Source organism: Chitinophaga qingshengii (assembly GCF_014529935.1).
GTDB lineage: Bacteria > Bacteroidota > Bacteroidia > Chitinophagales > Chitinophagaceae > Chitinophaga > Chitinophaga qingshengii.
On the sequence record NZ_JACVFC010000001.1, the window covers coordinates 2,553,055 to 2,579,374 of the forward strand.

21 protein-coding genes are annotated in these 26,320 nt (G+C 48.0%); 5 read left to right on the forward strand and 16 right to left on the reverse strand.

Annotation, left to right across the window (positions count from 1 at the left end; genetic code table 11):
- Positions 1–164: 164 nt before the first annotated feature.
- Complete coding sequence (locus ICL07_RS09695; protein ID WP_188087709.1) at positions 165–1,811, forward strand: UxaA family hydrolase; 1,647 nt, start codon at positions 165–167, stop codon at positions 1,809–1,811.
- 172 nt (positions 1,812–1,983) lie between these two features.
- Here the strand turns inward: ICL07_RS09695 and ICL07_RS09700 are convergent, their stop codons facing one another.
- From ICL07_RS09700 to ICL07_RS09720, 5 genes are read right to left on the reverse strand one after another with little or no spacing between them, the layout of a single operon-like run.
- Complete coding sequence (locus tag ICL07_RS09700) at positions 1,984–3,270, reverse strand: MFS transporter (protein WP_188087710.1); 1,287 nt, start codon at positions 3,268–3,270, stop codon at positions 1,984–1,986.
- A gap of 36 nt (positions 3,271–3,306) precedes the next feature.
- The gene (locus tag ICL07_RS09705; protein WP_188087711.1) at positions 3,307–3,972 is read right to left on the reverse strand and encodes a beta/alpha barrel domain-containing protein; all 666 of its coding nucleotides are present in this window, start codon (positions 3,970–3,972) and stop codon (positions 3,307–3,309) included.
- The gene (locus ICL07_RS09710) at positions 3,972–4,970 is read right to left on the reverse strand and encodes a sugar kinase (protein WP_188087712.1); all 999 of its coding nucleotides are present in this window, start codon (positions 4,968–4,970) and stop codon (positions 3,972–3,974) included. The genes ICL07_RS09705 and ICL07_RS09710 overlap by 1 nt, the downstream gene beginning before the upstream one ends.
- Entirely contained in the window at positions 4,971–6,365 is a 1,395-nt protein-coding gene (uxaC, locus tag ICL07_RS09715; protein WP_188087713.1) for a glucuronate isomerase, read from the reverse strand. It lies immediately after the preceding gene.
- Positions 6,366–6,375: 10 nt separating this feature from the next.
- Entirely contained in the window at positions 6,376–7,869 is a 1,494-nt protein-coding gene (locus ICL07_RS09720; RefSeq protein WP_188087714.1) for a tagaturonate reductase, read from the reverse strand.
- A gap of 200 nt (positions 7,870–8,069) precedes the next feature.
- Between ICL07_RS09720 and mnmA the strand changes: the two genes are divergently transcribed.
- Positions 8,070–9,182, forward strand: a complete 1,113-nt coding sequence (mnmA, locus tag ICL07_RS09725; RefSeq protein ID WP_188087715.1) for a tRNA 2-thiouridine(34) synthase MnmA — start codon at positions 8,070–8,072, stop codon at positions 9,180–9,182.
- Between the two features lie 82 nt (positions 9,183–9,264).
- Positions 9,265–9,807, forward strand: coding sequence for a GNAT family N-acetyltransferase (locus tag ICL07_RS09730; RefSeq protein WP_188087716.1), 543 nt, complete (start codon positions 9,265–9,267; stop codon positions 9,805–9,807).
- A gap of 3 nt (positions 9,808–9,810) precedes the next feature.
- Here the strand turns inward: ICL07_RS09730 and ICL07_RS09735 are convergent, their stop codons facing one another.
- The 5 genes from ICL07_RS09735 to ICL07_RS09755 form a co-directional block, all read right to left on the reverse strand.
- The gene (locus ICL07_RS09735; protein WP_188087717.1) at positions 9,811–11,772 is read right to left on the reverse strand and encodes an NACHT domain-containing protein; all 1,962 of its coding nucleotides are present in this window, start codon (positions 11,770–11,772) and stop codon (positions 9,811–9,813) included.
- A 3-nt stretch (positions 11,773–11,775) separates the two neighbouring features.
- Complete coding sequence (locus tag ICL07_RS09740; protein ID WP_188087718.1) at positions 11,776–12,951, reverse strand: ATP-binding protein; 1,176 nt, start codon at positions 12,949–12,951, stop codon at positions 11,776–11,778.
- A gap of 89 nt (positions 12,952–13,040) precedes the next feature.
- Positions 13,041–14,198 carry an RsmB/NOP family class I SAM-dependent RNA methyltransferase gene (locus ICL07_RS09745; RefSeq protein WP_188087719.1) on the reverse strand — a complete coding sequence of 386 codons (1,158 nt, stop codon included), beginning with the start codon at positions 14,196–14,198 and terminating at the stop codon, positions 13,041–13,043.
- A gap of 70 nt (positions 14,199–14,268) precedes the next feature.
- Positions 14,269–15,858 (reverse strand): 2-oxoglutarate dehydrogenase complex dihydrolipoyllysine-residue succinyltransferase, encoded by a 1,590-nt coding sequence (gene odhB, locus ICL07_RS09750; protein WP_188087720.1) that lies wholly within the window; start codon positions 15,856–15,858, stop codon positions 14,269–14,271.
- A gap of 102 nt (positions 15,859–15,960) precedes the next feature.
- A complete protein-coding gene (locus tag ICL07_RS09755; protein WP_188087721.1) occupies positions 15,961–18,723 on the reverse strand; it encodes a 2-oxoglutarate dehydrogenase E1 component in 2,763 nt (920 codons plus the stop codon).
- Between the two features lie 254 nt (positions 18,724–18,977).
- Between ICL07_RS09755 and rpsT the strand changes: the two genes are divergently transcribed.
- A complete protein-coding gene (rpsT, locus tag ICL07_RS09760; protein WP_188087722.1) occupies positions 18,978–19,232 on the forward strand; it encodes a 30S ribosomal protein S20 in 255 nt (84 codons plus the stop codon).
- 89 nt (positions 19,233–19,321) lie between these two features.
- Entirely contained in the window at positions 19,322–21,052 is a 1,731-nt protein-coding gene (locus ICL07_RS09765) for a M14 family metallopeptidase (RefSeq protein ID WP_188087723.1), read from the forward strand.
- A gap of 78 nt (positions 21,053–21,130) precedes the next feature.
- Here ICL07_RS09765 and ICL07_RS09770 read toward each other — a convergent pair whose 3' ends face one another.
- The 6 genes from ICL07_RS09770 to ICL07_RS09795 form a co-directional block, all read right to left on the reverse strand.
- Positions 21,131–21,325, reverse strand: coding sequence for a hypothetical protein (locus ICL07_RS09770; RefSeq protein WP_188087724.1), 195 nt, complete (start codon positions 21,323–21,325; stop codon positions 21,131–21,133).
- Positions 21,326–21,525: 200 nt separating this feature from the next.
- Positions 21,526–22,542, reverse strand: a complete 1,017-nt coding sequence (locus ICL07_RS09775) for a beta-ketoacyl synthase chain length factor (protein WP_188087725.1) — start codon at positions 22,540–22,542, stop codon at positions 21,526–21,528.
- A 16-nt stretch (positions 22,543–22,558) separates the two neighbouring features.
- Positions 22,559–23,773 (reverse strand): beta-ketoacyl-[acyl-carrier-protein] synthase family protein, encoded by a 1,215-nt coding sequence (locus tag ICL07_RS09780; protein WP_188087726.1) that lies wholly within the window; start codon positions 23,771–23,773, stop codon positions 22,559–22,561.
- Between the two features lie 12 nt (positions 23,774–23,785).
- Positions 23,786–24,043, reverse strand: coding sequence for a phosphopantetheine-binding protein (locus ICL07_RS09785; RefSeq protein WP_188087727.1), 258 nt, complete (start codon positions 24,041–24,043; stop codon positions 23,786–23,788).
- 91 nt (positions 24,044–24,134) lie between these two features.
- On the reverse strand, positions 24,135–25,427 hold the full coding sequence (locus ICL07_RS09790) for an ABC transporter permease (RefSeq protein ID WP_188087728.1): 1,293 nt from the start codon (positions 25,425–25,427) through the stop codon (positions 24,135–24,137).
- 17 nt (positions 25,428–25,444) lie between these two features.
- Entirely contained in the window at positions 25,445–26,191 is a 747-nt protein-coding gene (locus tag ICL07_RS09795) for an ABC transporter ATP-binding protein (protein ID WP_223151795.1), read from the reverse strand.
- Between the last annotated feature and the right edge of the window lie 129 nt (positions 26,192–26,320).

Here is a 26,320-nt window from a genome sequence, read left to right on the forward strand (position 1 = left end):
ATCACCTTCATTTTTTACTATCTATGCGCCCACAACAAATGATAAATCATTCGTAACTTGCTACCATCAAACGTTCCAGCGTATCAGGCAAATAGTCAAAATGTTATCAAGGATTAACATTATAGTATTAACAGCCGGTAACGTTATTTACTACTTTAGCTTTTATGAACACTTACTTACAAATTCATCCGAATGATAATGTGCTGGTGGCCCTTCAAGATATCTCCGCCGGTACCAATATTTCATTTAACGGTCAAGACATACAGCTCCTGCAAAATATTTCTGCGAAACATAAATTCCTGATCAACGATATCGACGGCAACGCACCTATCACCATGTATGGCGTGCTGGTTGGGAAGTCCACCCGTCCGCTGAAAAAAGGAGAAAGCATCACCACGGAAAATGTGGTACACGATGCCAATGCCTTCCATGAAAAAGACGGCGCCATGCAATGGGAAGCACCCGACGTGAGCAAATGGAAAGACGCCACTTTTATGGGCTATCAGCGCGCAGACGGACAGGTAGGTACCCGTAACTACTGGCTCGTTATTCCATTGGTTTTCTGTGAAAACAGAAACGTAGGCGTGATCAAAACCGCTTTTGAAAAAGGACTGGGATTCGCACCGGCAGAGGTTTATAACGAACAGGTGCAGGACCTGGTATCGCTGTATAAAAGCGGTAACATCGAAGCCATCCGGCAATATGAAGCAGGCAATGTAACGGAAACGGCTAAACGCAATACCATTTTCCCGAATATAGATGGTATCAAGTTTCTCACCCACGAAGGCGGATGCGGTGGTACCCGTCAGGATTCCGACGCACTCTGCGCCCTCCTGGCCGGCTACATCCACCACTCCAACGTGGCGGGAGCTACCATCCTCAGCCTCGGTTGCCAGCACGCACAGGTATCTATCCTCCAGGAAGCCCTGAAAAAGCTGAACCCGCAGTTCAACAAACCCGTACTGATATACGAACAACAGAAAAGCGCTTCCGAATTCGCCATGCTGTCTGCCGCCATCAAAGACACTTTCCTGGCGCTGATAGAAGCCAATAAACAAGTGCGCCAGCCCAGCCCGTTGTCTAAACTGGTAATCGGACTGGAATGCGGCGGCTCCGACGGTTTCTCCGGTATCTCAGCCAACCCGGCAGTAGGACATACCTCCGACCTGCTAGTGGCACTGGGCGGTACTTCCATCCTCTCCGAATTCCCCGAACTGTGCGGCGTGGAACAGGAACTGATCAACCGCTGTGTAACCGAAGAAACTTCCGATAAATTTATCCGCATCATGCGGGCCTACGCCAACCAGGCAGAGTCTGTAGGTTCCGGCTTTTATATGAATCCTTCTCCCGGCAATATCAAAGACGGCCTCATTACCGATGCGATTAAATCTGCCGGCGCTGCCAAAAAAGGCGGTACTTCCCCGGTCACTGACGTACTCGACTATACGGAATACGTTACCAAACCAGGGCTCAACCTGCTGTGCACACCTGGTAACGACGTAGAATCCACTTCCGCGGAAGTAGGCTCCGGCGCCAATATCGTACTTTTCACCACCGGCCTCGGCACCCCTACCGGCAACCCGATCGCTCCGGTAGTGAAACTGGCTACCAACACCCGCCTCGCTACCCGCATGAAAGATATCATCGATATCAATACCGGTACTATCATCAGCGGCGAACACAGCATCGCTGAAATGGGCGAACAGATCCTCGATTACGTGATCAAAGCAGCCAGCGGTGAGGTACATACCAAAGCAGAACAACTGAACCAGGATGACTTTATTCCGTGGAAAAGAGGGGTGTCACTATAGCCCCCGGAGCTGAGGTGAAGACCAACATTATTTATTCACTTATTTCTGAGCATATCGTAATAGAAAGGCCGGCTGAATATTCAGCCGGCCTTCTCTTTTCTGTTTGTTAGTTGTGTAAAAACGTTATTAAAATATTTTCAATCTCCGCACCCATCTTCGCTAATCAGCAAAATCACAGTTTCACTTGTTCCATCTTCGGTGCAAAGAAATGCATCACGGTCCAGGCCAGCAAATACGCCACGCCACACATCACAAAAAGGATATTATACCCGATACCGATATTGCCCAACAGTTTGTAATGCTCCAGCATGGAACCAATGACAATAGGGAATAACGTACCGCCGATAGAACCTGCCATACCGCCAATACCTACTACAGAGCTAACAGCCCGTTTAGGGAACATATCAGAGGCGGTGGTAAAGATGGTGGCAGACCAGGCCTGGTGTGCTGCAGTAGCGAGACTGATCAATGCAATGGCCAGCCACAGGTTGTTGATATATTGTATCAGTACAATAGGCGCTACGCATAGGGCAAAGATCAGCATAGATACTTTACGCGCTTTAAAAATAGGCCAGCCGCTTTTGATCAGGTGGGAAGATAACCACCCGCCACCGATACTGCCAAAGCTGGTAACGGAATAAATAATGATGATAGGTAAACCCAGGTTGGCTTTCAGGTCTACATGGAAAATAGATTCCAGGTAGCCGGGTAACCAGAAAAGGAAAAACCACCATACCGGGTCGGTGAGCAATTTGCCAAATACAAATGCCCAGGTTTGTCTGATACCCAGCAGTCTTCCCCATTTTACCGGTTGAGGCGCCGCTTCTTCCACTTCCTGGTCGGAGTGAATATGGTCGTATTCTGCTTTACCCAGCCTCTTCTGACGGGCAGGTATTTCATAATAAATCCACCACAATACCAGCCACACAAAACCAATGGCGCCCGTCCAGAAGAAGGCGTGACGCCAGCCATGGTTGCGGGCCAGCCAATATACCATCACCGGACCCACCACTGCGGCGATATTGGAACCGCTGTTGAAAATGCCGGTAGCCAATGCCCTTTCTTTTTTGGGAAACCATTCAGCGGTAGCTTTAATCGCTGCCGGAAAGTTACCCGCTTCACTCACCCCCAGAATAGAACGTACTACGCCAAAACCCAGCGTGGAACGTACCAGGGAATGCGCCATGGCAGAAAGACTCCATACGATAATAGAAATGCTGTAGCCGTTTTTGGAACCCATTTTGTCTACCAGGCGCCCAAAAAACAATAAACCGATAGAATAGGCCGCAGAAAAAATCATGACCAGGTTACTATAGTCCTGCTCCGTCCAGTGGAATTCGCTGGAAAGATCTCCTTTCAGCAAACCCAGCACCTGCCTGTCAATATAGTTAATCGTGGTCGCTACAAAGAGAAGGGCGCATACACGCCAGCGATAGTTACCTAAAGTTGTGGAATTCATTACGGCTGATTTGGTATTTTAATAGTTGGCTTTAATTTACGGCTTACTGCCGAGAAATGCAAACGTTTGCAGAATTTTCTCTTTCAGCGATGCCCAGTCACGGCTATCGATCAGGGATTTGGAAAGCAAATTGCTGCCCATACCCACACAAACAACACCGGCATCAAACCAGGCATCCATACTTACGCGGGTAGGCTCTACACCACCGGTAGGCATAAATTTCAAATTCGGGAACAACGGCTTAATCGCTTTCACATAACCAGGACCGAGTACATTGCCGGGAAACAGTTTCACCAGCTTCGCTTCATTTTTTTCTGCGATGGCGATTTCCGTAGGCGTCATACAACCCGGTATCCACAAGATCTGCTGTGAACGGCAATAGGCGCCGGTTTCAGGATCGGTAACCGGGCATACGATGAAGTCAGCGCCCAACTGCGTATAGGCGGCGGCGGTAGCGGCGTCTTTGATAGTGCCGATACCCAGGTATAAATCAGGCATCTTGGCCCGCTTCAACTCCAGCATCTTAGCGAAATTCGGCTGCGCCTGCGCTCCCCTGCTGGTAAACTCAAATACACGCAGTCCGCCATCATAACAGGCTTGCAATACTTCACAACATACGGTTGCATCATCATGGTAAAACACAGGAATAATACCGCTCTGCTCAAATGCAGCTATTATTGTATCCGGGTGTGGTGCCTTCATTAGATCAATTTTATAATATCCTCGTAAGAGGTGGTGTTAAAATCTCCTTTCACAAAAAACTTGGAATAAGCGGCAGCAGCGGCATACGAGATAATCCCCTGATCATCCCTGCCCTGCAGCTGTGCATGGATAAGCCCCGCCATAAAACAATCGCCGCTACCTACACGGTCCACAACGGCATGGGTTTCGTATTCCTTTGAAATACTGACCTGCCCGTTATGATAGTAGAACGTATAATATTGCGCATGCGTAGTATCCTTACTGAACCGGAACGTAAAGGCAACGCGCTTACAACGTTTATGCCTTGCCGTTATCTCTTCGGCTACTTTCAGCGCCTGCTCCAGGTATACAGTTTTGGTATCCGCTTCCAGGGCCGTATTGTCCAGCGTGGTATCCAGCATGGTATGCGCTGCCCAGATATTCCCCATGATCACATCGCAATAAGCGGCCAACCCAGGCATCACTTCATGCGGTTGTTTGCCGTACTGCCATAATTTACTGCGATAGTTAAGATCGGTGGAAATAGTCATTCCTTTGCGGGTAGCGGCTTCCAGCACTTCTTGGCAGATAATGGCAGCATCGGGGTTCAGCGCGGGACTGATAGCGCTCCAATGAAACCACTCGGCATCACCCAGCAGCTCGTCCCAGTTAACGGTTCCCGGTACTATCTGGCTAAAAGAAGAATATTTACGGTCGTATACTACCTCCGCATGCTTCAGGTCACTCCCCTGCGCCAGGTAGTAAATACCGATACGGTCACCACCCCACAACATTCTGTCGGTGGCAATGCCCCGGTCGCTCAACTGCCGGAGCACATCCCGGGAAAAACCGTTTTCCGGTGTTTTACTGATATAGGCCACCGGCGTACCCCAGCAGGCCAGGGCCGCCGCTACGTTGGCTTCGGCGCCTCCTACAAAAATAGCGGAACTATTGCTGGCCAGGTCGGGAGACAGGCGCAACAATAGTTCCCCGAAAGTGATAACTTTTACAGCTTTCATTTAAAAATCAAAATATGCTTTTGCGTTGTAGTAACAAATATCCTGGACCATCTTCCCTAACCATGGAATGTCGTTGGGCAGCTCACCGTTTTCCACATCACGCCCAATGAGATTGCACAAAATACGACGAAAATATTCATGGCGGGGAAAAGATAGAAAACTCCGGGAGTCTGTCAGCATACCTACAAAACGGCTCAGCAGCCCCATATTGCTCAGGGTATTGATTTGTTTCTCCATCCCGTCTTTCTGGTCCAGGAACCACCAGCCGGAACCAAACTGGATCTTGCCGGGAACGGTACCATCCTGGAAGTTGCCGGCCATGGTGGCAAACACCTCATTCCAGGCGGGATTGAGGTTATAGATGATGGTTTTGGCCAGCTTGCTTTTCTTATCCAGTGCGTCGAAGAAAGCGCTCATGGCGGAAGCCATGTTCCAGTCCCCGATAGAGTCTACACCGGCATCGGCGCCCAGCATTTGCAACAAACGGGAGTTATTGTTACGGATAGCGCCGGCATGGAATTGCTGCGCCCAGCCACGCTCGTGATTCCACTCGCAGATCTGCAGCAACACCGCGGTTTTAAACTGCTCGCTCTCATAAGGCGTGGCCGTTTCATGATTACGGGCATTGAGGAAAATCTTATCCAGCTCGGATTGGGTATAGGCGGCAAAACTGAAGGTGGTAATGCCATGATCACTCAACCGGCCACCGGCTTCATGAAAATAGGTATGCCGCTCCTTCAGCGCCTCCAGCAGGTCCTGGTAGGAACGGATCTCACGGTTGGTCACTATGGCGAGTTTATCCACGAAGGCATTGAATACCGCCGGCGTGTCTACCGCCATGGCCTTGTCTGGCCGGAAGGTAGGCAACATACGGGTGCCAAAAGGTTGCGTGGCCACTGCTTTATGATGCTCCAATGAATCGGTAGGATCATCGGTGGTGCATATGACTTCTACTTTAAAATGCTGTAGTAACTGTTGGGTAGAGAGCTGCGGCAGCTTGTCATTCGCGGCCTCCCATATTTTTTCGGCGGTAGCCTCGCTCAGCAAATCAGTGATGCCGAAAGGATTTTTCAGCTCCATGTGCGACCAGTGGTACAACGGGTTGCGCATGGTATAAGGCGTGGTAGCGGCCCAGTGACGGAATTTGGTGAAGTCGTCGGCGCTGCCGGTAATATAGGTTTCCGCTATGCCGTTGGCCCGCATGGCGCGCCACTTGTAGTGATCTCCCCGCAGCCAGATATCGGTCAGGTTTTTAAAGACCTTATTCTGCGCAACCTCGTCCGGCGGCAGGTGGTTGTGATAGTCCAACACCGGCATCGATTGTGCGTAATCAAAATATAATCGTTTAGCCGTTTCTGTTTGCAGTAAAAAATCTTCCGTCAGAAATCCCTTCATATATTAATGATTAATTTTTTTGTTGCTGGAGTTGCATAAATTTTTTCACACCATTGGTCATCAGCGCTTCCAGGTAACCCGCCACGGTTTCAGCAAACTGCGGAATGGTAGCCAGGTCAGATTCCCAGAGCCTGTCATCGGCGCATACGCTTTCCACCAGTTGCAGCGGCGAAGCATAAGTTTCCCAATGCGCGGCAAAAATGGCGATGTTATCATCGGTGATCTGGTATTCCTCTCCATCGCGCATACCGAAGTATTTGCCGTCGTCCGTACGGGTAGGTTTCAGGAACAGCAGCATAGCGGCAAAACCAAGGCACATATGCTCCGGAACCGCTTTAAACTGATCAAAATAACGGGTGAGCGTACGCACGTTACGGGCATTCATCTTCGAGCTTTCCTGGAAGGTGATGCTGATCAGCTTATGCGCAATAAACGGATTGGCAAAACGGTCGATGACATCCTGTGCAAAGCTGCCTGCCTGCGGACAGGTTTTTTCAATGGTAGGCAGTATCTCGCGGAGGATCACTTCTTCAAAAAAGTGGCGCATGTAGTCATCCTCCATACATTCATATACGGTATTCAGCCCTGAGAGATAGGCCAGTGGTACTGCCGCAGTATGACTACCATTCAGCAACCGCAGTTTTTGTTCGCGGAAAGGCACGATGCTCGGGGCTATCAGCATCCGTTCATCAGCCTGATGAAAGCCCAGCACAGACCGTACGTGTTCATTTCCCTCAATAGCCCATAACAGGAAAGGCTCTACTTCAATCCACAATTTATCGGTATAACCGGCTTTTTCCTCCTGTTCTGCCAGGTTACGGGGTTTACCCGGTACAATCCGGTCTACCAGGGAATTACAGAAATAATTCTCTTTTTCAATCCATTGCACAAAAGCAGCCGGCATGTCGTTGAACGCCGCCAGCTTTAATACGATCTCTTTCAATAAACGTCCGTTGTCCACCACCAGTTCGGTAGGTACGATCACAAAACCGGTATTGTTGCTGCCGCGGAAGTATTCGTACCGCTCTTTCAGTACTGCCAGCAGTTTCCCGGGGAAGGATGCCGGGGCGGTATCCCCGATTTTCTCCGGTACATACTGTATCCCTACTTCCGTGGTGTTGGAAATAATAGTCTGCAAGGCCGGTTGGCGGACCGCCGCCAGTACTTCTCCCCAATCTGCATTCGATTGCAAAACCCGGCTAATAGAAGAATTGATCAGTACCTGGTCAACCAGTTCCCCCTGCGCTATCCCTTTGATATGCGTGGTATACAGGTTATCCTGACTGGAAAATTCGCTGGTATCGCCATCGGTGGATTTTACCACTACAATACGACCTTCGTAACAGCCGCTGCGGTTGCCCTGGTCTACCAGGTAATCTACCAATCCGCGCAACAGTACGCCGGTGCCAAACTGCAATATCTTCTCCGGAAAATGAAAGGATTTTTCATCAACGCCGGAATTTGTCTGATTTAATATATAATTTTTACTTAACGTGTGTAGCATCTCGTCTAAATTAGGCTAAATAGATACTTAATCCAATAAATATATAATCTTGCTGTTACAAATTGTAGTGTGTGGAGAAATATTAGCTAAAACTTGATAAAATGCTACAAGCCCCATAATCAGGCTCAATACTGCCATTTATACTATCAATAGGCGGTTGCCCGGAAAAACCGTAAATTTGCGTCCTTAAACTTAAAGAAATGAGCAAGCATGGTAAAGTGCTGGTGGCCATGAGCGGCGGTATCGATAGTACCGTTACAGCGCTGATGTTGCATGAACAGGGCTATGAAGTGGTGGGTATCACCATGAAAACCTGGGATTATGCTTCTGCCGGTTCCAGTAAAAAGGAAACCGGCTGCTGTAACCTCGATTCTTTCAATGATGCCCGCGCTGCCGCGGTGCATCACGGATTTCCGCACTTCGTGCTGGATATCCGGGATGAATTCGGGGACTTTGTCATCAACAACTTCGTAGACGAATATATTGCAGGACGCACCCCCAATCCGTGCGTGCTGTGCAATACCCACATCAAATGGCGCGCCCTTATGAAACGGGCCGATGCCATGGATTGCGACTTTATTGCAACCGGACACTACGGTCAAATCCGTCGTCACGATAACGGCCGCATGGTAATCAGCAAAGGTATCGACGAAACAAAAGATCAGAGCTACGTATTGTGGGGCATCCAACAGGATGTACTGGCCCGCACCATTCTCCCCCTGGGAAAATACCGGAAAACGGAAATCAGGCAGATGGCCTTCGACTTCGGCTACCCCGAACTGGCTAAAAAAGCAGAAAGCTATGAAATCTGCTTCGTGCCCGACAACGATTACCGCGGATTCCTGAAACGGAAAGTAGAAGGCCTGGAAGAAAGAGTCAACGGCGGCAACTTCGTGCTGGCCGACGGCACTATCGTGGGTAAACACAAAGGTTATCCTTTCTATACCATCGGTCAGCGCAAAGGCCTCGATATCGCCCTCGGACGCCCGGTATTTGTCACCGAAATCATCCCGGAAACCAATACCATCGTACTGGGTAATGAAGATGAACTGCAGAAAAACGAAATGTTTGTCAGCGGTCTCAATATGGGTAAATACGAAACCATCCCGGAAGGCATGGAAGCGATCACCAAAATCCGCTACAAAGACCCCGGCGCCCTGAGCACCCTGCACAACGAAGATGGTAAAGTGAAAGTCAACTTCTTCGAACACGTGAAAGGTATCGCCCCCGGCCAGTCAGCCGTTTTCTACGAAGGCGACGATGTGATCGGCGGTGGTATTATCCAACGCGGTCCCATCTCCCTGCACCAATAACTTTCATACACGATCATATACAAAGGACGGGAACCTATCCCGTCCTTTTTTTGTATTTTAGATAGATAAGCAACACATTGCCATGCATCCGTTACCCAACATATTTCCACTACTGCAAACCGAACGCCTGGACCTCGTAGAACTACAGCCCTGGCACGCCGCCGGCCTGCTCCACCTTTTCAGCGATCCACGGGTAACCCGGTATTACCACATCATGCCCCTTAAAACGGAAATGGACGCCGAAAGAGTGATCTCCTACTTCTATCATCGCTTTAAAGACCAGCTGGGCATCCGTTGGGGCATCACCCTCCGCGGACAATCAAAACTCATCGGCACCATCGGCTTCAATAGTTTTCCGCAACTCCACCGCGGCGTCCTCGTTTACGCCCTCGCACACCCCTACTGGGGCCAGGGCTACATGACCGAAGCCATCCTCGAAATGGTACGTTATGGCTTTCGCCAACTGGAACTCAGCCGCATCGAAGCGGAGGTGATGCCGGAGAATACATCCTCCGAAAGAGTGTTGCAGAAAAATGGCTTTCGCCAGGAAGGCACACTGAAGAAATGGATGGAATGGGAAGGACGGTTGTTTGATATTAATATGTGGGCGTTGGTGAGGGAGTAATAATTATTCTTTTAATATCGATTTCATCTCCTGTATACCAGTTATGAACCGGTTCATATGTTCCGGGCTGAGAACAGATAATAATTGAGTTGAAAGTCTGGAAGCAGCTACCTCCTCATTCATGTTAGTTGCCAAATAATATCTGACAAGATTAAATACCAAAGGCATTTTCTTATCGTCAAAATATAATAGCACTTTCCAGATAGCATTATGATATTCCGCAGAAAATAAGAATGTCATTAACATAAGAAGCATAGCTTGTTCACGTGGAGAAATACCTTTTTCCTGATAGTTACTGTCTATGAATGCCAGCAGATTACTCATGATCCTTGTGGCATCTTTCTCCGCATGTTGAATAACAGCACGTTTCACAGAAAAATAGGCAAGCGTAAAAGCAACCGCTCTGTAAAAATAAGAGGAACGCACACCTTTGTGAGATGGAGCATTATTGAGCTGATCTGCAAGCACCAATAACCGGGAATCATTTTCGAGCAGATACTTTAACATCCTATCCCGGTTTTCAGGCTTTTCAAAGTCAACATCGATTATGGTTTTTATTGCTTTTCTGAGATTTCCTTTTTCCGCTTCTTTCTCAAATGCGTTCAACAAATCCTGATCGTTAACCTTCATGCCTGAAGAGAAATAGGCGGATCCATTTTCTTCAACCAGTGGTCCTGTTTCAATTTTTATACGCTCAAAAAAAGAATAAGTCAATTCATAAATTTTGAAAGTACCATCATTCAATTTGCCGCGCTTTTCTTCCTTCACATCCTCTCTAACACTTTCCGCCAGCCCTTCTTTATCTACCCATGCCACCAAAAATTTCATCAGCCATATCACTTTATCCCTATGTATGCTCTTTCCATAACGCATCACGTACCAGATATTAAAGAAACGTTCCTCTAACTGGTAAAGGTGATTTTTGGTTTTAGTCCTGCTCCTCAACACCAGCTGACTTTTCTCTAATTGCCGTAATTGAGCAGATATGACTTTACTTTCCAGCCGAACAGTCTTCGTCAGGTCCTTTACCTCCATTGGTTCCCAATGCAGAGCCATCGCATCAATGATTTTCTGTTGTTGCGGCGGCAATTTATCCATTGTATGTTTGTATAATGGAGTCACCGCATCCAGAACCCTTTCCAGATCACTCAGCACATCGCCATGCTCATTATCCAAAAACTCCCTGAATAGTAAAACGATGGCACGAGGTATCCCATCTGATAAAGTATTCAGCGTCGTTACCCTTTCCGGAGAAGTGGTAAGAATCTGCTCTATTTTTTTCTCCTCATGATGAATCGAAGCCAACTTTCGAATCAACGTCATAGCCTCTTCATCAGTCAGACTATTCAGCCGTATAATCTTAAAAAATTCATGCAAAGGCTGATCATAGTCAACGATATAATGCACAATAACCGGCGAAGCGGCCACCAGCCGAATATGTGGCCATGTCTGCAATACTTGCCGTAAACGCCGGATTTCATTTATTTCAAACTTATCGAATAACCGGCCAATATTATCAATCAATAGCATGATCCTATCCTGTTTCCGCTGGTCCAGATACTTGATCAATATGTTGAAAGTAGCTTCCTCATAATCCCGTTCATGGATATGTGGTTCAATCTCCCCCATAATGCCTTCAAATCCGTGATTTTCCTCGAGATATGCTGCAATACGCTCCCAGAGATTTCCCAACTCCCCAATACTATACTGCTCGTCGCCAAACATGACCGGGATTACCCGTTTGGATAGTACCTGATCATCTTCCACAGCATATTTCAGGCGCAGCAACATGCTGGTCTTACCCGCTCCCCGCTGGCCCACAATCATATAATGCTGTTCCGGCACAATCATTTTATCCGTGCTGATCTCCCAAAACAGATGATCAAATATTCGGGTGCGGACAACAAATTCATCCAGAAACGCAGTTTTGTCCTTTTTGTCAGGGTTATATAAGAAGATGCTCATAAGTTAACATATATGATCCTCCCACCATCTCATAAGGATGGGAGAATTAAACAGATAATTTTGCGAAGTATCATCAAATTCAATATAGCCATCGTACATCAGATTTTCGATAATCTGCCGGAAGTCGGTTATCCCGCAAGTAGTGGCCAATGTTGCTGCAGCTGTCTTATCTAATCGCTTCCTTGAGGCTAGTAGCTTCAAGAACTCATCGGCATAAAGAAAAGCACCATTTCTAAAATGTACTTTTAACCGGGAATAATAATGGGCAAAGTGATTTTTGTGCTTTTGGCTTAACACTCCTTTTATCGCCTGGGTAATCTCCAGCCGGGTGATGACAGCTCCCGGACTACTGATTAATGCTGCTTCCTGTACAACCAATTGAATGTGGAACGGAATAAACCAGCGTACCATTTCTTTGAACGCAATATCCCCATCGGCATCCACTGTTCTGTTCTCCTGGCTCAGCAGTAAATGAAACAAATCCAACGCCTCTTCCTCAGTAAGTGGCTTCACTTCCAGCGAAGCCAAATCATTAATGGTGGCAGTGGCATTCAGGGCCGCCACTGTCTGATTCAGCCCGATAGAACCAGTATAAACAAAACGTACCTTCAACGATACAACCGGATCTAACCTGATTTCCCGGTTTTGCTGCAGAAAAGTTACAGCAGCAGCAGGATTGATACTACCTATGTTCTGAATGGTTTGAGGAAATTCATCTATCAGTAATACCAGACTGGTCTCTTCTGTTACTGCATAGGCCAGCAAAAAATGATAAAATTCTGCATGGTAATCTCTTGGAGTCAGATTATTGTTGAACTCTAACGCATTGTTCAGTATCGAAATGCTCTTAATTTTATTGAAGAAGCGGTCACTTTTGTCCTTTAGGCCGGCTGCGAATTTCACAGCAGAAGAGATAACCGGTGATCTGACGATCGCCTCCAACATCTTTTTATAGAATTCATGTGCCTCAGTTATACTCTCTGTATCAATATACACATAATGTCTGCCAGAGATCTTGTTATCCAGGAGATAACAAAGTAAGGAGGTCTTACCCACCCTTCGGGGTGCGGCTATCTGAATATTATTCCCGCTCATTAATGTACGGTCTACCAGGTCTACTTCACGCTGACGCTGGTAAAAGTTATCGTGACGGGCGGGGATACCTACGAGGTTTTTCATGACAATGGATTTTTTGTTAAGTTACTTAACAAAATTTCTATTGTCAAATAATTTAACAAAATTTCTATTGTCAAAATACAAACTATTGATTACGAAAACCTTACCGCAAACATCGTATCCGCCCCCTTGCCATACCCTGCAATCACGCCTCCCTCCTGCTGCCGCAGGTCGCTGTTTTCTTCAATATACTGCACTACCTCTTCATTCTCCTGCCGGAATACGGAACAGGTAATATAAATCAGCGCACCGCCTTTTTTCAGGAATGGGATAACGTTATGAGCTATACGTTTTTGTAACTGCTGATATTTGCTGATCTCTTCGCGTTTAAAGAAACTAACGCTTTCGGGTGTACGGCCCCAGGTACCGGAACCGCTACAGGGCGCATCGAGAATAATGCCATCGAACCGTTGCTGGCCCATCGTTTCAGGGAAACGGTCCGCAGTAAGATCTGCCACGCGGGCTTCGTAATTTTTTATACCGGCTGCCGCAAAACGTTGTTGCAGGTTTTCCAGGATAGAGCGACGAACATCGCTCACCAGGAGTTGCACGCCGGGTTGCTGGTCTTTCAGGAGAATGGATTTACCACCGCTGGCGGCGCAGCAATCCCACCAGCGCTGCTGGGGTGCGGGATGAAATAAGGCGCCCGTCTGTTGACTGGAAGCATCCTGTATTTCATACCAGCTTTTCTCCGGTAGCAGTGTTTCCACTTTGGTACCGTTGGGCAACGCTACGGTGGCGTTGTTGTCAAATACTTCATAGCTTACCGCCGCTTGTTGCAGCAGGCGCAATACCTTATCCATGCGGTTGTTGCGTACACGGATAAACAGTTTCGGCTGTTGCAAAAACGACAACCCAAAGGCTTCTGCATCAATAGCGGGGGACAATTCATCCAGCAAAGGGAAAATACGTGTAGCCGTTACCGGTAGTTCCAGTAACGCTGCCTTATCGGACAAGGATAATCCTGCCTGCTCATCCCATTCAGGTTTGAGCGCTTTCAACAGGTCGGTAGAAGTATGTTCACACAGGAAAGTGCCGGCCAGCAGGCGTTCTGTTACAGGCAGTTCATGGCCCCAGTCACCCAGGCGGTAGTAGTGATATACCAGCTGTGAAATCCAGCGACGGTCGCGGCTTCCCATATAGGGATGTTCCTTGAAGAATGTTTTCAGGAAATGATGTAATGGCAGGCTGCCCTGGTAGGCGCCGATAATCTTGGTAGCGGAAGCTACATAATTCTCCCAACGGGTCATATGCAAAGGTATCCTAAAAAAACGGGGCGAAGATTACTCTTCGCCCCGCAGTATGTTTTTTAAACGATCATTAGAGTTTCAGCAGCGCTTTCAGCGGATCTTTACCGAACAGCAGCTGTTCAGGATTTTCCAGCATTTCTTTCACTCTTACGAGGAAGCTTACAGACTCACGGCCGTCGATGATACGGTGGTCATAGCTCAGCGCAATGTACATCATCGGACGGATCACTACCTGGCCATTCACTGCCATCGGGCGGTCCTGGATTTTATGCATACCCAGGATAGCGGATTGCGGAATGTTGATGATCGGTGTGCTCATCAGGGAGCCGAATACACCGCCATTGGTGATGGTAAAGGTACCACCGGTCATTTCCGGAATGGTCAGTTTGTTCTCACGGGCTTTGGTAGCCAGTTCCAGTACTGCTTTTTCAATACCGGCCATATCCAGGCTTTCTGCATTGCGGATCACCGGTACTACCAGGCCTTTCGGAGCAGATACAGCGATGGAAACATCACAATAATCATGGTATACCAGTTCTTCGCCATCGATGTAAGCGTTAACGGACGGGAACTCCTGTAAAGCGAAACAGCAGGCTTTGGTGAAGAAGCTCATAAAGCCCAGGTTCACCTCATGCTGTTTTTTGAATATGTCTTTGTATTTCGCACGCAGCGCCATGATGTTGGTCATATCTACCTCGTTGAAGGTAGTGAGCATAGCGGTGGTGTTTTTAGCTTCTACCAGGCGGCGGGAAACTGTTTTCCGCAGGTTGCTCATTTTTTCGCGGCGTTCGTTGCGGCTGAACATTTCCTGTCCGATAGCTACACCCGGGTTTTGCAACGCGGCATATACATCGTCCTTCATGATTTTACCATGTACACCGCTACCTTTGATGGTAGACGGGTCCACCTGTTTATCGGCAATCACGGCAGCTGCTACCGGTGTAGTGCGGATATCATTCGGGATGCTGGTCACCGGCGCCTGTTGGGCCTGTGGTGCAGCAGCTTTAGCCGGCTGTGCTGCCGGTGCGGATGCAGCCGGTGCAGCCTTACCTGCCGGACGGCCAACGCCGGTATCTATTTTGCAGGCTACGTCGCCTATTTTTAAAGTATCTCCTTCTTTGGCTACCAGGATCAGTGCACCCGCTTCTTCTGCATTCAGTTCAAAAGTGGCTTTTTCCGATTCCAGTTCACAAATCACTTCGTCCCTTTCCACATACTCACCATCTTTTTTAGTCCACTTCACCAGGGTTACTTCACTGATAGACTCCCCTACTGTAGGTACTTTCATTTCAATAACCCCTTTGTTGACTGCCGGCGCCGCAGGCGCTTCAGCTGTTGCCGGAGCAGCGGTAGCGGGTGCTGCCGGAGCAGCGGTAGCGGGTGCTGCCGGAGCCGCAGGTGCTGCTTCCTGTGCAGGCGCTGCTGCTGCAGTATCAATGGTACAAGCCACATCCCCAATCTTCAGCGTGGCTCCTTCCTGTGCTGCAATCTTCAGAATACCTGCTTTTTCTGCATTCAGTTCAAAAGTGGCTTTCTCAGATTCCATTTCACACAACACTTCATCCTGCTGCACATAATCTCCGTCTTTTTTCAACCACTTTGCAATTGTGACCTCGCTAATAGATTCTCCTACCGTAGGGACTTTGATTTCGATAACCATATTTTATCAGTTGATGGTGAACCAGTGTTTAGCTGCTGACAATCTTCATCGCTAATGGCTAACAGCTGAACACTCGTTTCTGTTTATTGTTTGCTGTTTTAGTTAGATGTTAAAAGCAGTATCAATGATCTGCTGCTGCTCGCGGGCATGCACTTTGGCATAACCGGTGGCAGTAGATGCACTTGGATTACGGCTGATAACACCATAGTTGATCTGCTTCAGGTTCATCTGCAGGTAAGTGGCAGCGCCCATATTCAGCGGCTCTTCCTGTACCCAGAAGAAAGTGGCGCCTTTGTATTTGGCTTCAATCGCTTCCAGCTGCTCTACCGGCAGCGGATACAACTGTTCCAGCCTTACAATGGCTACATCTTTACGGTTCTCTTTCACCTGTTTATCGCTCAGGTCAAAATACATTTTACCGGTGCAGAGTAATACTTTTTTCACCACAGAAGCATCTGTAATGAACGGATCATCCAGCACTTCCTTAAATCCGCCGTGGGTAAACTCTTCCATCGTGGAATAGGCACCTACATGACGCAGATTGGCTTTCGGTGAGAAGTTGATCAACGGTTTGCGGAACTGCCAGGTCAGCTGACGACGCAGCGCATGGAAGAAGTTAGCTGCCGTGGTAATATTGGTGATAACCATATTTTCTTCCGCACAGGTCTGCAGGAAACGCTCCGGACGGGCATTGGAGTGGTCCGGGCCACCACCTTCATAACCATGAGGCAGTAACATCACCAGGCCATTCTGGGTCGTCCATTTCTGCTCAGCACTGCTGATATACTGGTCAATCACGGTTTGCGCGCCATTTACGAAGTCGCCATACTGCGCTTCCCAAACTACCAGGGCGTTAGGGTTGGCCATGGCATAACCATATTCAAAGCCCAGCACACCATATTCACTCAGCAGGGAGTTGTATATTCTGAATTTGCCCTGTTTATCGGACAGTTCACTTAAACGGTTATACGTTTCGTTGGTGTTTTCGTCAAACAGTACCGCATGACGATGGGAGAAAGTTCCGCGTTTTACGTCTTCCCCGCTCATCCGCACATCTTTACCTTCCGTCAGCAGGCTCGCATAAGCCAGCAGTTCGCCGGTGGCCCAGTCTACCTTACCTTCTTCCTGGTACAATTTAATTTTGTCCTGCAGCAGTTTGCTCACTTTACGCAGTGGAACAAAATTCTCCGGCCATTTCATCAGGCCATCGAACAGGCGTTTGAACTCTTCTTCTTTAATGGCAGTAACAGGAGAGCTTTCAAAATCTTCCCGGGTTGCTTTACGCAGTGCCTGCCACCATTCTTCGGGTTTCTGGTTGAAATAAGGCAGCGGATGTTGTTTTACTTCATCAAAACGTGCCTGGAGATCAGCCCAGAAAGAAGTTTCCATTTCTTTGGCCAGGGCCTGCGCATCGGATTCACCGTTGTTGAGCAGGTACTGGGTATATACCTCACGCGGATTCGGATGTTTGTCGATCAGCGCATACAGGCTGGGCTGGGTGAATTTAGGCTCATCTCCCTCATTGTGGCCATGTTTGCGGTAACAAACCATGTCGATGTAGATGTCCTCGTTAAATTCCTGACGATAACGGGCAGCCAGCTGGGATACTTTCACCACCGCTTCTGTGTCGTCGCCATTTACGTGGAATACCGGCGCCTGTACAATGGAGGCTACGCTGGTACAGTAGTCAGAAGAGCGGGCGTCGTCAAAGTCGGTGGTAAAACCGATCTGGTTGTTGATCACAAAGTGAATGGTACCACCCGTGTAGTAACCTTTCAGTTTGCTCATCTGTTCTACTTCATATACGATACCCTGACCGGCAACAGCGGCGTCGCCATGAATCAGGATAGGCAATATTTTATCATAGTCGCTGTCGTAGATCACGTCTGCCTTACTGCGGGAAAATCCGATCACGATCGGATCTACCACTTCCAGGTGGGAAGGGTTAGGCATCAGCTGCAGGTTAACCGCCTTGCCGGCAGGTGTTGTTATCTGGGAACGGAAACCGAGGTGATATTTTACGTCACCGCTGCCCATGGTCATATCCGGAACCGCCAGGCCTTCAAACTCGTTGAAGATCTGCTCATAGGTTTTACCCAGGATATTGGCCAGTACGTTCAAACGGCCACGGTGTGCCATACCGATTACGGACTCCTGTACGCCGTATTCAGCGGCAGTATTGATCATCGCGTCCAGCGCCGGAATAGTGGATTCCCCACCTTCCAGGCCAAAACGTTTCTGACCGATATATTTGGTATGCAGGAATTTTTCGAAAATAACGCCCTGGTTCAGTTTCTGCATCACGCGACGACGCTGTTCCAGTGAAAGCGGCGTGGTCATGAGCTTTTCAAACTCCTTCTCCAGCCATTTAGCCTTATCGCGGTCATTGATATAGGTATACTGAATACCAACAGAACCAGCGTAAATCTTTTTCAGATGCGCTACAATCTCCTCCAGTGTGGCATCTTTCAGACCAATCGCGGTACCTGCGTAGAACCGGGTTTTGAGATCAGCATCTCCCAGTCCATAGCTGGCCAGATCGAGGTTGGCCCTTCTGTCTTTTCTTTCACGGATAGGGTTGGTTTTGGCAATGAGATGGCCCTTTTTGCGGTATGCCATGATCAGGCGGTACACGCCCAATTCCTTGGCCTGTTGATCACCATTCACCGGCACTGAGCCGCCGCCTGCTGCCGTAGCCGCACCTGCCGCTTTACCATTTGCATTTGCGTTGGAAACCGCAAAATCAAATCCTTCAAAAAACTTCACCCAATCAGGGTCTACAGAATTGGGATCTTTGAGGAAATCCTGGTATAACGATTCAATGTAAGCAGGATGTGAGTTGGTGACAAATGAGAAGTCCTTCATTTACAACGAGTTTTGCTGATCTTCAGTTCAAATACTTTTCTGTTGGTGTCCCGATATATTAATATATGGGATTGCAAATATCGCACGTTTTTCAATACAGAGGATGGAAAAAATGAGAAAATATCATATGATTTCAACTGATTGTAAATAACATTTAATGCCTTACTTTTGACCCCGGACGGAAAACTTGTTTTTTGTTTGTTTGGTATTTGGAATATCCTTACCTTTGCCGTCCGAAACTTGAAATTTGAAAAATGGCAAATCATAAAGCAACGAAAAAAGACGTACGTCAAAGCAAAAAGCGTAATGAACGTAACCGTTACTACGGCAAAACTACCCGTAATGCCATCCGTGACCTGAAGGCAATTACCGACAAAGCGCAAGCAGAGAAAGAATTATCCGATGTGGCATCTATGATTGACAAGCTGGCTAAACGTAACGTTATCCACAAAAACAAAGCAGCAAATCTGAAAAGCAAGCTGGCTAAGAAAATAGCTTCTATCGCTTAATTACTTTTCAGTAACAAATATTTACAGCTCTTCCTTGCTAAGGAAGGGCTTTTTGTTTTTCCTATCGCCTTCATATTTTTTTTCTTCTTATGAGAAAACTATTCACAATCATAGCGCTTATGTTGATGGGAGCCTCCGCGCAAACCCAAAACTTTACTACCCGCTATGAAAAAACCGATGGCCGTGAAACAGCCACCTATGCGGAAGTAATCCAGTATTACCGGCAACTGGCCACCCGTTATCCACAATCCTTAAAAATGATCACCGTCGGTACTACCGACGCAGGTTTCCCACTCCACCTGGTCATCTGCTCCCCCACCCAAGATTTTGACTTTAACAGCCTCCACCGTAAAAACAAACGGATCATATTGATTAATAATGGTATACATCCAGGCGAACCCGACGGTATAGACGCCTCCATGATGCTGCTCCGCGATATCGCCCAGGGCAAAACCAAACTGCCGGATAATATCGTGCTCGCAGTTATCCCGGTGTATAATATCGGCGGCATGCTCAACCGTTCGGCTTACTACCGGGTAGATCAAAACGGGCCTGACGCCTTCGGCTCCCGCGGCAACGGTCAAAACCTGGACCTCAACCGCGATTTTATCAAGACCGACTCTAAAAACGCCCTCGCCTTCCAGCAGATATACCACCTCACCGACCCGGACGTGTTCATCGATAACCATGTGAGTAACGGGGCCGATTATCAGCATATCATCACCCTGCTCTCTACCCAATACAATAAACTGGGTGGCCCCATGGGAGAATTCCTGCACAATACCTTCGAACCAGGCCTCTACCAGCTGATGAAAGCCAAAGGTTACGACCTGGTACCCTACGTGAACCACTTCGACGAAACACCCGACAGCGGCTGGGTAGAGTTCTCCGACGTGCCACGCTACTCTTCCGGCTACACGACCCTTTTCCATACTTTCGGATTCGTACCGGAAACACATATGCTCAAACCTTATCCACAACGGGTAAAAGCTACCTACGCCCTGATGGAGTCCTTCATCCGCTTCACCAGTGAACACAGCGCAGCCATCAAACAACTGCGGGACCAAACCAAACAAAGTGTGCTCACTCAAAAAAGTTTCCCGCTGTCCTGGAAGTTCGACATGACAAAATACAGCCTGATCACTTTCAAGGGCTTTACCTCCGGACACAAGCCCAGCAATATCTCCGGCTTACCCCGCCTGTATTACGACCGCAACAAGCCCTACGAAAAACAGGTAAAGTTCTATAACTACGCCAACGCGGAAAATTATGTGGATAAACCACAGGCCTATGTCATCCCGCAAGGCTGGTGGACAGTGATCGACCTGTTGAAAAACAACCGCGTACAAATGCAGCGCCTGCAAAAAGACACCACTGTCTACGTAGAAGTATATCATATCGCCGATTTCAAAACCTATCCCAGGCCTTTTGAAAAACATTACCTGCATACAGATATAAAAGTCACCAGCAGCAAGGATTCTATCCATTTCCGCAGCGGTGATTATTATATCCCGATGAACCAGACGGCCAACCGTTTCCTCATGGAAACACTGGAACCTGCCGCCGGCGATTCCTATTTTGCCTGGAATTTCTTTGATGCCATCCTGGGACAGAAAGAAGGTTATTCCCCCTATGTTTTTGAAGATACCGGCGCGGAATACCTGAAAAATCATCCGGAGCTGCAAACGGCGCTGAACAAGAAAAAAGCCAGCGACACTGCTTTTGCAAACAGCGCCAGTGCACAGCTGGGCTTTATCTATAAAAACACACCGTACGCCGAACCGGAATACATGCGGTATCCGGTGTACCGGGTGTTATAATCAGCAATACCCCATGAAAAAGGGAGATGCCGCCATTGGCATCTCCCTTTTTCATGGGCACATATATGACCAACGGGCTTAACTAAATCGTTTTACTATCAAGCTCAAAATAAAACCGATCATACTGGTAATAAGGAAAAAGGAAGCTATCATACCGATTTGAAGGTATTTATCCGCGTCCGCATTTGTCAGGTGTCTCATAGCTGCCGCATAACTTAATCCAAGCGTTAAAATAGCCAGGATATTCAGCCCCAGAAAGATTTTGCTTTTCATAGTCAAACATTTTAAATATGTAAATAAAACGCAAATTGAACAGGTTTTCACCTTTAATACATTGCTTCCATAACAACATATACCATTAAAGACTCATTAAGCAGCTCAATAGGTGCAGTCTATTAACACATAAATAAAATTACAATGCGAAAAGATAGGTTGACATCTTTCCTTACAGATAAATGGGAGAAAGCAGAAGATTAAACCCGCTCCAGCACCATAATGGCATGTTGCTCGCCGTAAAAATGATTATATAGTAAAATCTTGCCGGCAGTAGCCGGAATATCTTTCAGCATAGGGAACCATTGTGCCGGAACCTGCTGTGCATGCAGTATCTGCGCGCCCAGCCACATACCGAAAGCACCGGCTGTATCATGCTCACCGCAAAGATGTTTGAACGGCAACTGTGGTATACCGGGCAACAGGGTATCCAGTTGCTGATAGTAGTGCTCGTACCGGCTATCTCCATTGCGGCCGGTCAGCACCAGGTCTGCCCCCGCTGCCATTTCGGCCAATGCAGCAGCCAGTTTCGCCTCAGCAGGTTTATACAGCATCTTAAAACCGGTCAGTGCGGCCTTACTGTTTGGGGCAGGCGTTCCCGTTAGTAAAAAGAAAGTGGCGCCTTCTCCTGCGATACTGCCAGGGGTAAGCGTTTCGTATAATGCGCGGTTATCGGTAGGCGCATCTTTCCAAAAACCAATACGGCTTTTAATATAAAAATGTTCAGCGGTAATTTCTTCAAAAGCGCCGGTCAGTGTGTTGGGCGCCCCTTCTGCCAACAGCATCATACTATCCAGCAGGGCGTTTTCAAAAGAAAAACCACGGTGTACAAAAGTGTTGTTATAGGCGGTGCCCTTTACCTGTAAAGCTATCAAACCGTTGACGGAGTTGTAGGTGGACTGGATAAAGGGAGTAGGGTTCAGCGCTGTTTCCTTGTATTGCTCTATTTCCCGGATGAACTTCTCCGTATCCTGGAGACTGCCTTTGCCGGTACCGGTCACAATAGGGCCAATCGTTTCCACGCCGCTGCCGTTGATACATTGCAGCGCGGTAGTGAGCCCTATTTTCAGGACCCGCGTCATACGGCGCAGACTGTTGGCAGGAATAAACGGTTTGTAATCAGGCTCTACACAGGCAAGCAGGTTTTTATCTGTATGCACCAGCGGCGCGGAAAAAATATCCCCCTGAAACGTAGTCTGTGGGGAAATAGCCGCCATTCCTTGTATGTAACACTTAACCTTCATATTTGCTGATCACCAGGGAGGCGTTGTTTCCTCCGAAGCCGAATGAATTTGAAATAACATTGTTCACGGAAACGCCTTCCATCAGCTCCGTTACCGGCGTAATGTTCAGCTCTTCCATTTTTTCCTTAAAGTTGAGATTGGGGAATATGATTCCCTGTTGGATGGCCAGCACGGCATAGATAGCTTCTATCGCTCCCGCTGCTGCCAGGGTGTGACCGGTAAACGGCTTGGTGGAACTAAACCGCGGTACCCCGCTGCCAAACAGCCTCTCCAGTGCTTTACCTTCAGACACGTCATTGTTGAGCGTGGCGGTACCATGTACATTGATATAATCTACTTCCCCGAGTGTTCTGCCACTCATTGCCAGGGCGCTTTTCATGGCTTCATAGGCGCCATCGCCGTCGGGGGAGGGCGATGTAGGATGAAACGCTTCATTGGCGTTGCAATAGCCGGTGAACTCCGCCAGTATACGACTGTTGTTGGCCCGGGCAAACGACTCGCTTTCCAATACAAGATAAGCGGCGCCTTCACCAAGGTTAAGGCCGGTACGCTGCTGGTCAAACGGCCGGCAGAATTGCTTATCAATATTTTTCAGGGAATTGAAACCATTCAGGGTAAAGCGTGTCAGCGCTTCTGTACCACCGCATACCATCCGGGGCAGGAACCCCTGTTTAATCATACGGGCGCCGAACATCAGGGCATTGGCAGAAGATGAACAGGCAGTGCTGATGGTGGCAATATGTTCACTGAAACCAACGATGTCGGCTATACGTTGCGTACAGTCGGCACAGTCAAGGGTATCAATATATTGCAGGAAAGTCCCGTTTTTTTCGGGGTTGATGATATCAAAGTAAACCTTTTCCGTATCGCACATGCCGCCTACGGTGCTGGCATTGATAAAGCCGGTGGGGGCTGATTGTATGTCTGCGATACCCGCCTGCCGCAACGCTTCCCGCATAGCGGCCAGTCCCAGCAGGGTAGTGCGCGTATATCCTTCCCGGGGAGTGATGCCGGCAAGGGCAAACAATGCATCATTGTTATGCTTTACTTCCGCTACCGGCAACACTTGTTTGTATATGGTATCAATATAACTGGTAAAACCAAGTCCACTGCGTTGTTGCCGCAATCGTTCCAGGTTTTCAGCCACATTATCACCTATGGCGGTGATCATTCCCATCCCTGTTATAAACACTCTTTCCGCCATATCAGCTTATACTTATGCCGGCTGTTTAGATTGGATAAAGTCGGCCATGGACTGCACAGATTGCAGGATTTTACGTCCTTCCCGGGGATCTTCCACTTTAATATGATATTGTCTTTCCAGCAACACCATCAGCTCCAGGGAGTCGATGCTGTCCAGACCAAGCCCTTCACCAAATAAAGGCGCGTTGTCGTCAATATCTTCCGGTTTGGTATCCTGCAGATTTAATGCTTCAATGATCTGCGCTTTGAGTTTGCTTTTTAATTCTTCCATAATAAAGTTGTAGGTTTATCCCGTGCTGCACGCGGGGATTCCCTTTGTGGGGAGTAAAAATACAGTTTTACTGCTGTTTAGAAAATATTTATCAGTTCATTCTTCTTTTTTCCACAAATCCGGCCACGGCGAGCATCACCCCGCCTGTCAATACCAAACGTAATACGTTTTTCCACACCAATCCAATATCTCCGTTACGTAAATAAATATCGTTGATGGCATCCAATCCCCAGCTAAGCGGGGATAAACGCCCGATTACCTGCATATTGGCCGGCATCACTTCCAGCGGTATCCAGATGCCGCCAACGGCAGACAGGATCACGATGGAAATAGCGCCGAAATTCAGGGCCTGGTTAGGTGTCTTAAATAGCGTACCGATCAGTATCCCGTAAGCGGTGGCGGCTAATCCTATCGCACTGGCTACCAGCAAGGCAGCGGCCTGATCATGCCCCATCACCAGCTTCGGCAGGTCCAGCAAAGGCATGGCATAAATACCCACCAGCATCATCAGATAAAACTGTAACAGGCAAATACCTACGAAAAACAACATCTTCCCTGCTAAAATCAACAGGTAAGAACCGGGTATCAGCTTCATTCTCAACAGGCTACCGTCTTCCCGCTCCCGGATCATATTCCCGGCTATCGGAATAACGATAAAAAACATGGCAAAAATGCTCCATGCCGGTACGTTATGCTGTACGGAATTGGATACCACGTCCAGTTGCTTACTGTTGCCGGTGGCATGTTCTTTCAGTCCCACGGCCTGTAACCGGATCGGTAAGGTATCTGCCGGCTGTGCCTGTACGTCTTTATTGCGTAATTGCTGCCGTATCCGGTCCAGCAACATATCCGTTTCTACCTGTGTCAGGAAGTTATCCAACGCCTGGTGAATAGCCCCTTTAAAGGCTTTTTTAGCGGCCGGGTCAAAATAGATGACCACATTCAGGGAATCAGCCTCTTTTTTAACAGGTAAGGATACACTCATCCCCATCCGCTGGGTAATCTCATTCACAATCCGGTTGGCATTGCTCACAATAGCCGCTGTGGAACCCGTCGGTACGATAATGCTGATTTTATAACGACCGCTGTTCACCAGCTCCCGGGCCTGCTTTTCTGTAACCGCCTGCCCTTCCAGGGTGTCTATAATATTGAACTGTCCGCCCGATGCCAGCCCTTCTCTGATATATTTACCCAAACGCCCATGATCATTATCTACGGTCAATATATCAAACTTCACGTCCTGGTAATCCTTGAAAGGCGCGTCCTGTATGAGGGCCATCACGGTTATCAGTACCACCGGCATCACAAACAGGAGCGTAAGCCCCGTTTTGTCGCGCAACAGCAGCTGCCATTCTTTTCTTATGGTAGCCAGTAATCTAAGCATAGCTTTCTTTCATTTTGTTAGTCCCGCAACGCATGCCCGGTATAGTGTAAAAAAACATCTTCCAGGTTGCGGCACTCGGGCAGCTCGTTGATCATCTGTTCGGGCTTGCCTTGTAGTATCATTTTACCTTCATCCATAATCACCACTTCATCACAAAGTGACTGCGCTTCTTCCAGCAGGTGCGAGGTATACAGGATGCTGGCGCCCTGCTCGTTGTAGCGGCGCAGGAACTGCAGGATCATGCTGCGTGACTGCACATCCACCCCTGCGGTAGGCTCATCCAGTATCAGCAAATCAGGTTCATGCAGGATAGCGGCGATAATGTTCGCCCGGCGTTTCATGCCACCTGAATATTTATGAATCTCTTTATAGGCGGCTTTTTCCAGGCCAAACACTTCCAGGTAATGCATGATCCTGTTAAACAGCGCTTTTCCCTTCAAGCCATACAGGTTACCGAAGTAAGTGAGGTTTTCCACTGCCGATAACTGTGGGTACAGGGCTATTTGTTGCGGCACAATGCCAATGATTTTTTTGATGTCTTCCCGGTGGCCAGCATCCTGCGGAAGGCCATGTATCATCACTTCCCCACTGTCTGCCCTTACCAGCCCGCACAGGATGGAGATCGTCGTCGTTTTACCGGCGCCGTTAGGACCCAGCAACCCGCCGATCTTCCCTTCCGGGAAAGTAAACGTCAACCCTTTGAGGGTGGCTTCTGCCGCGCCCTTATAGGTTTTACACAATTCTTTTACTGCTATGCTGGCCATGAGTATTTGGCTATTTTTTCATTTGACTATTTAGCTATTTGATTTACGAATTTTTTGATTTTGGAATTTTGCGAAGATGATCATGTTATGCCGGTCTTCGCGACTATAAATCCCAAAATCCGTAAATCA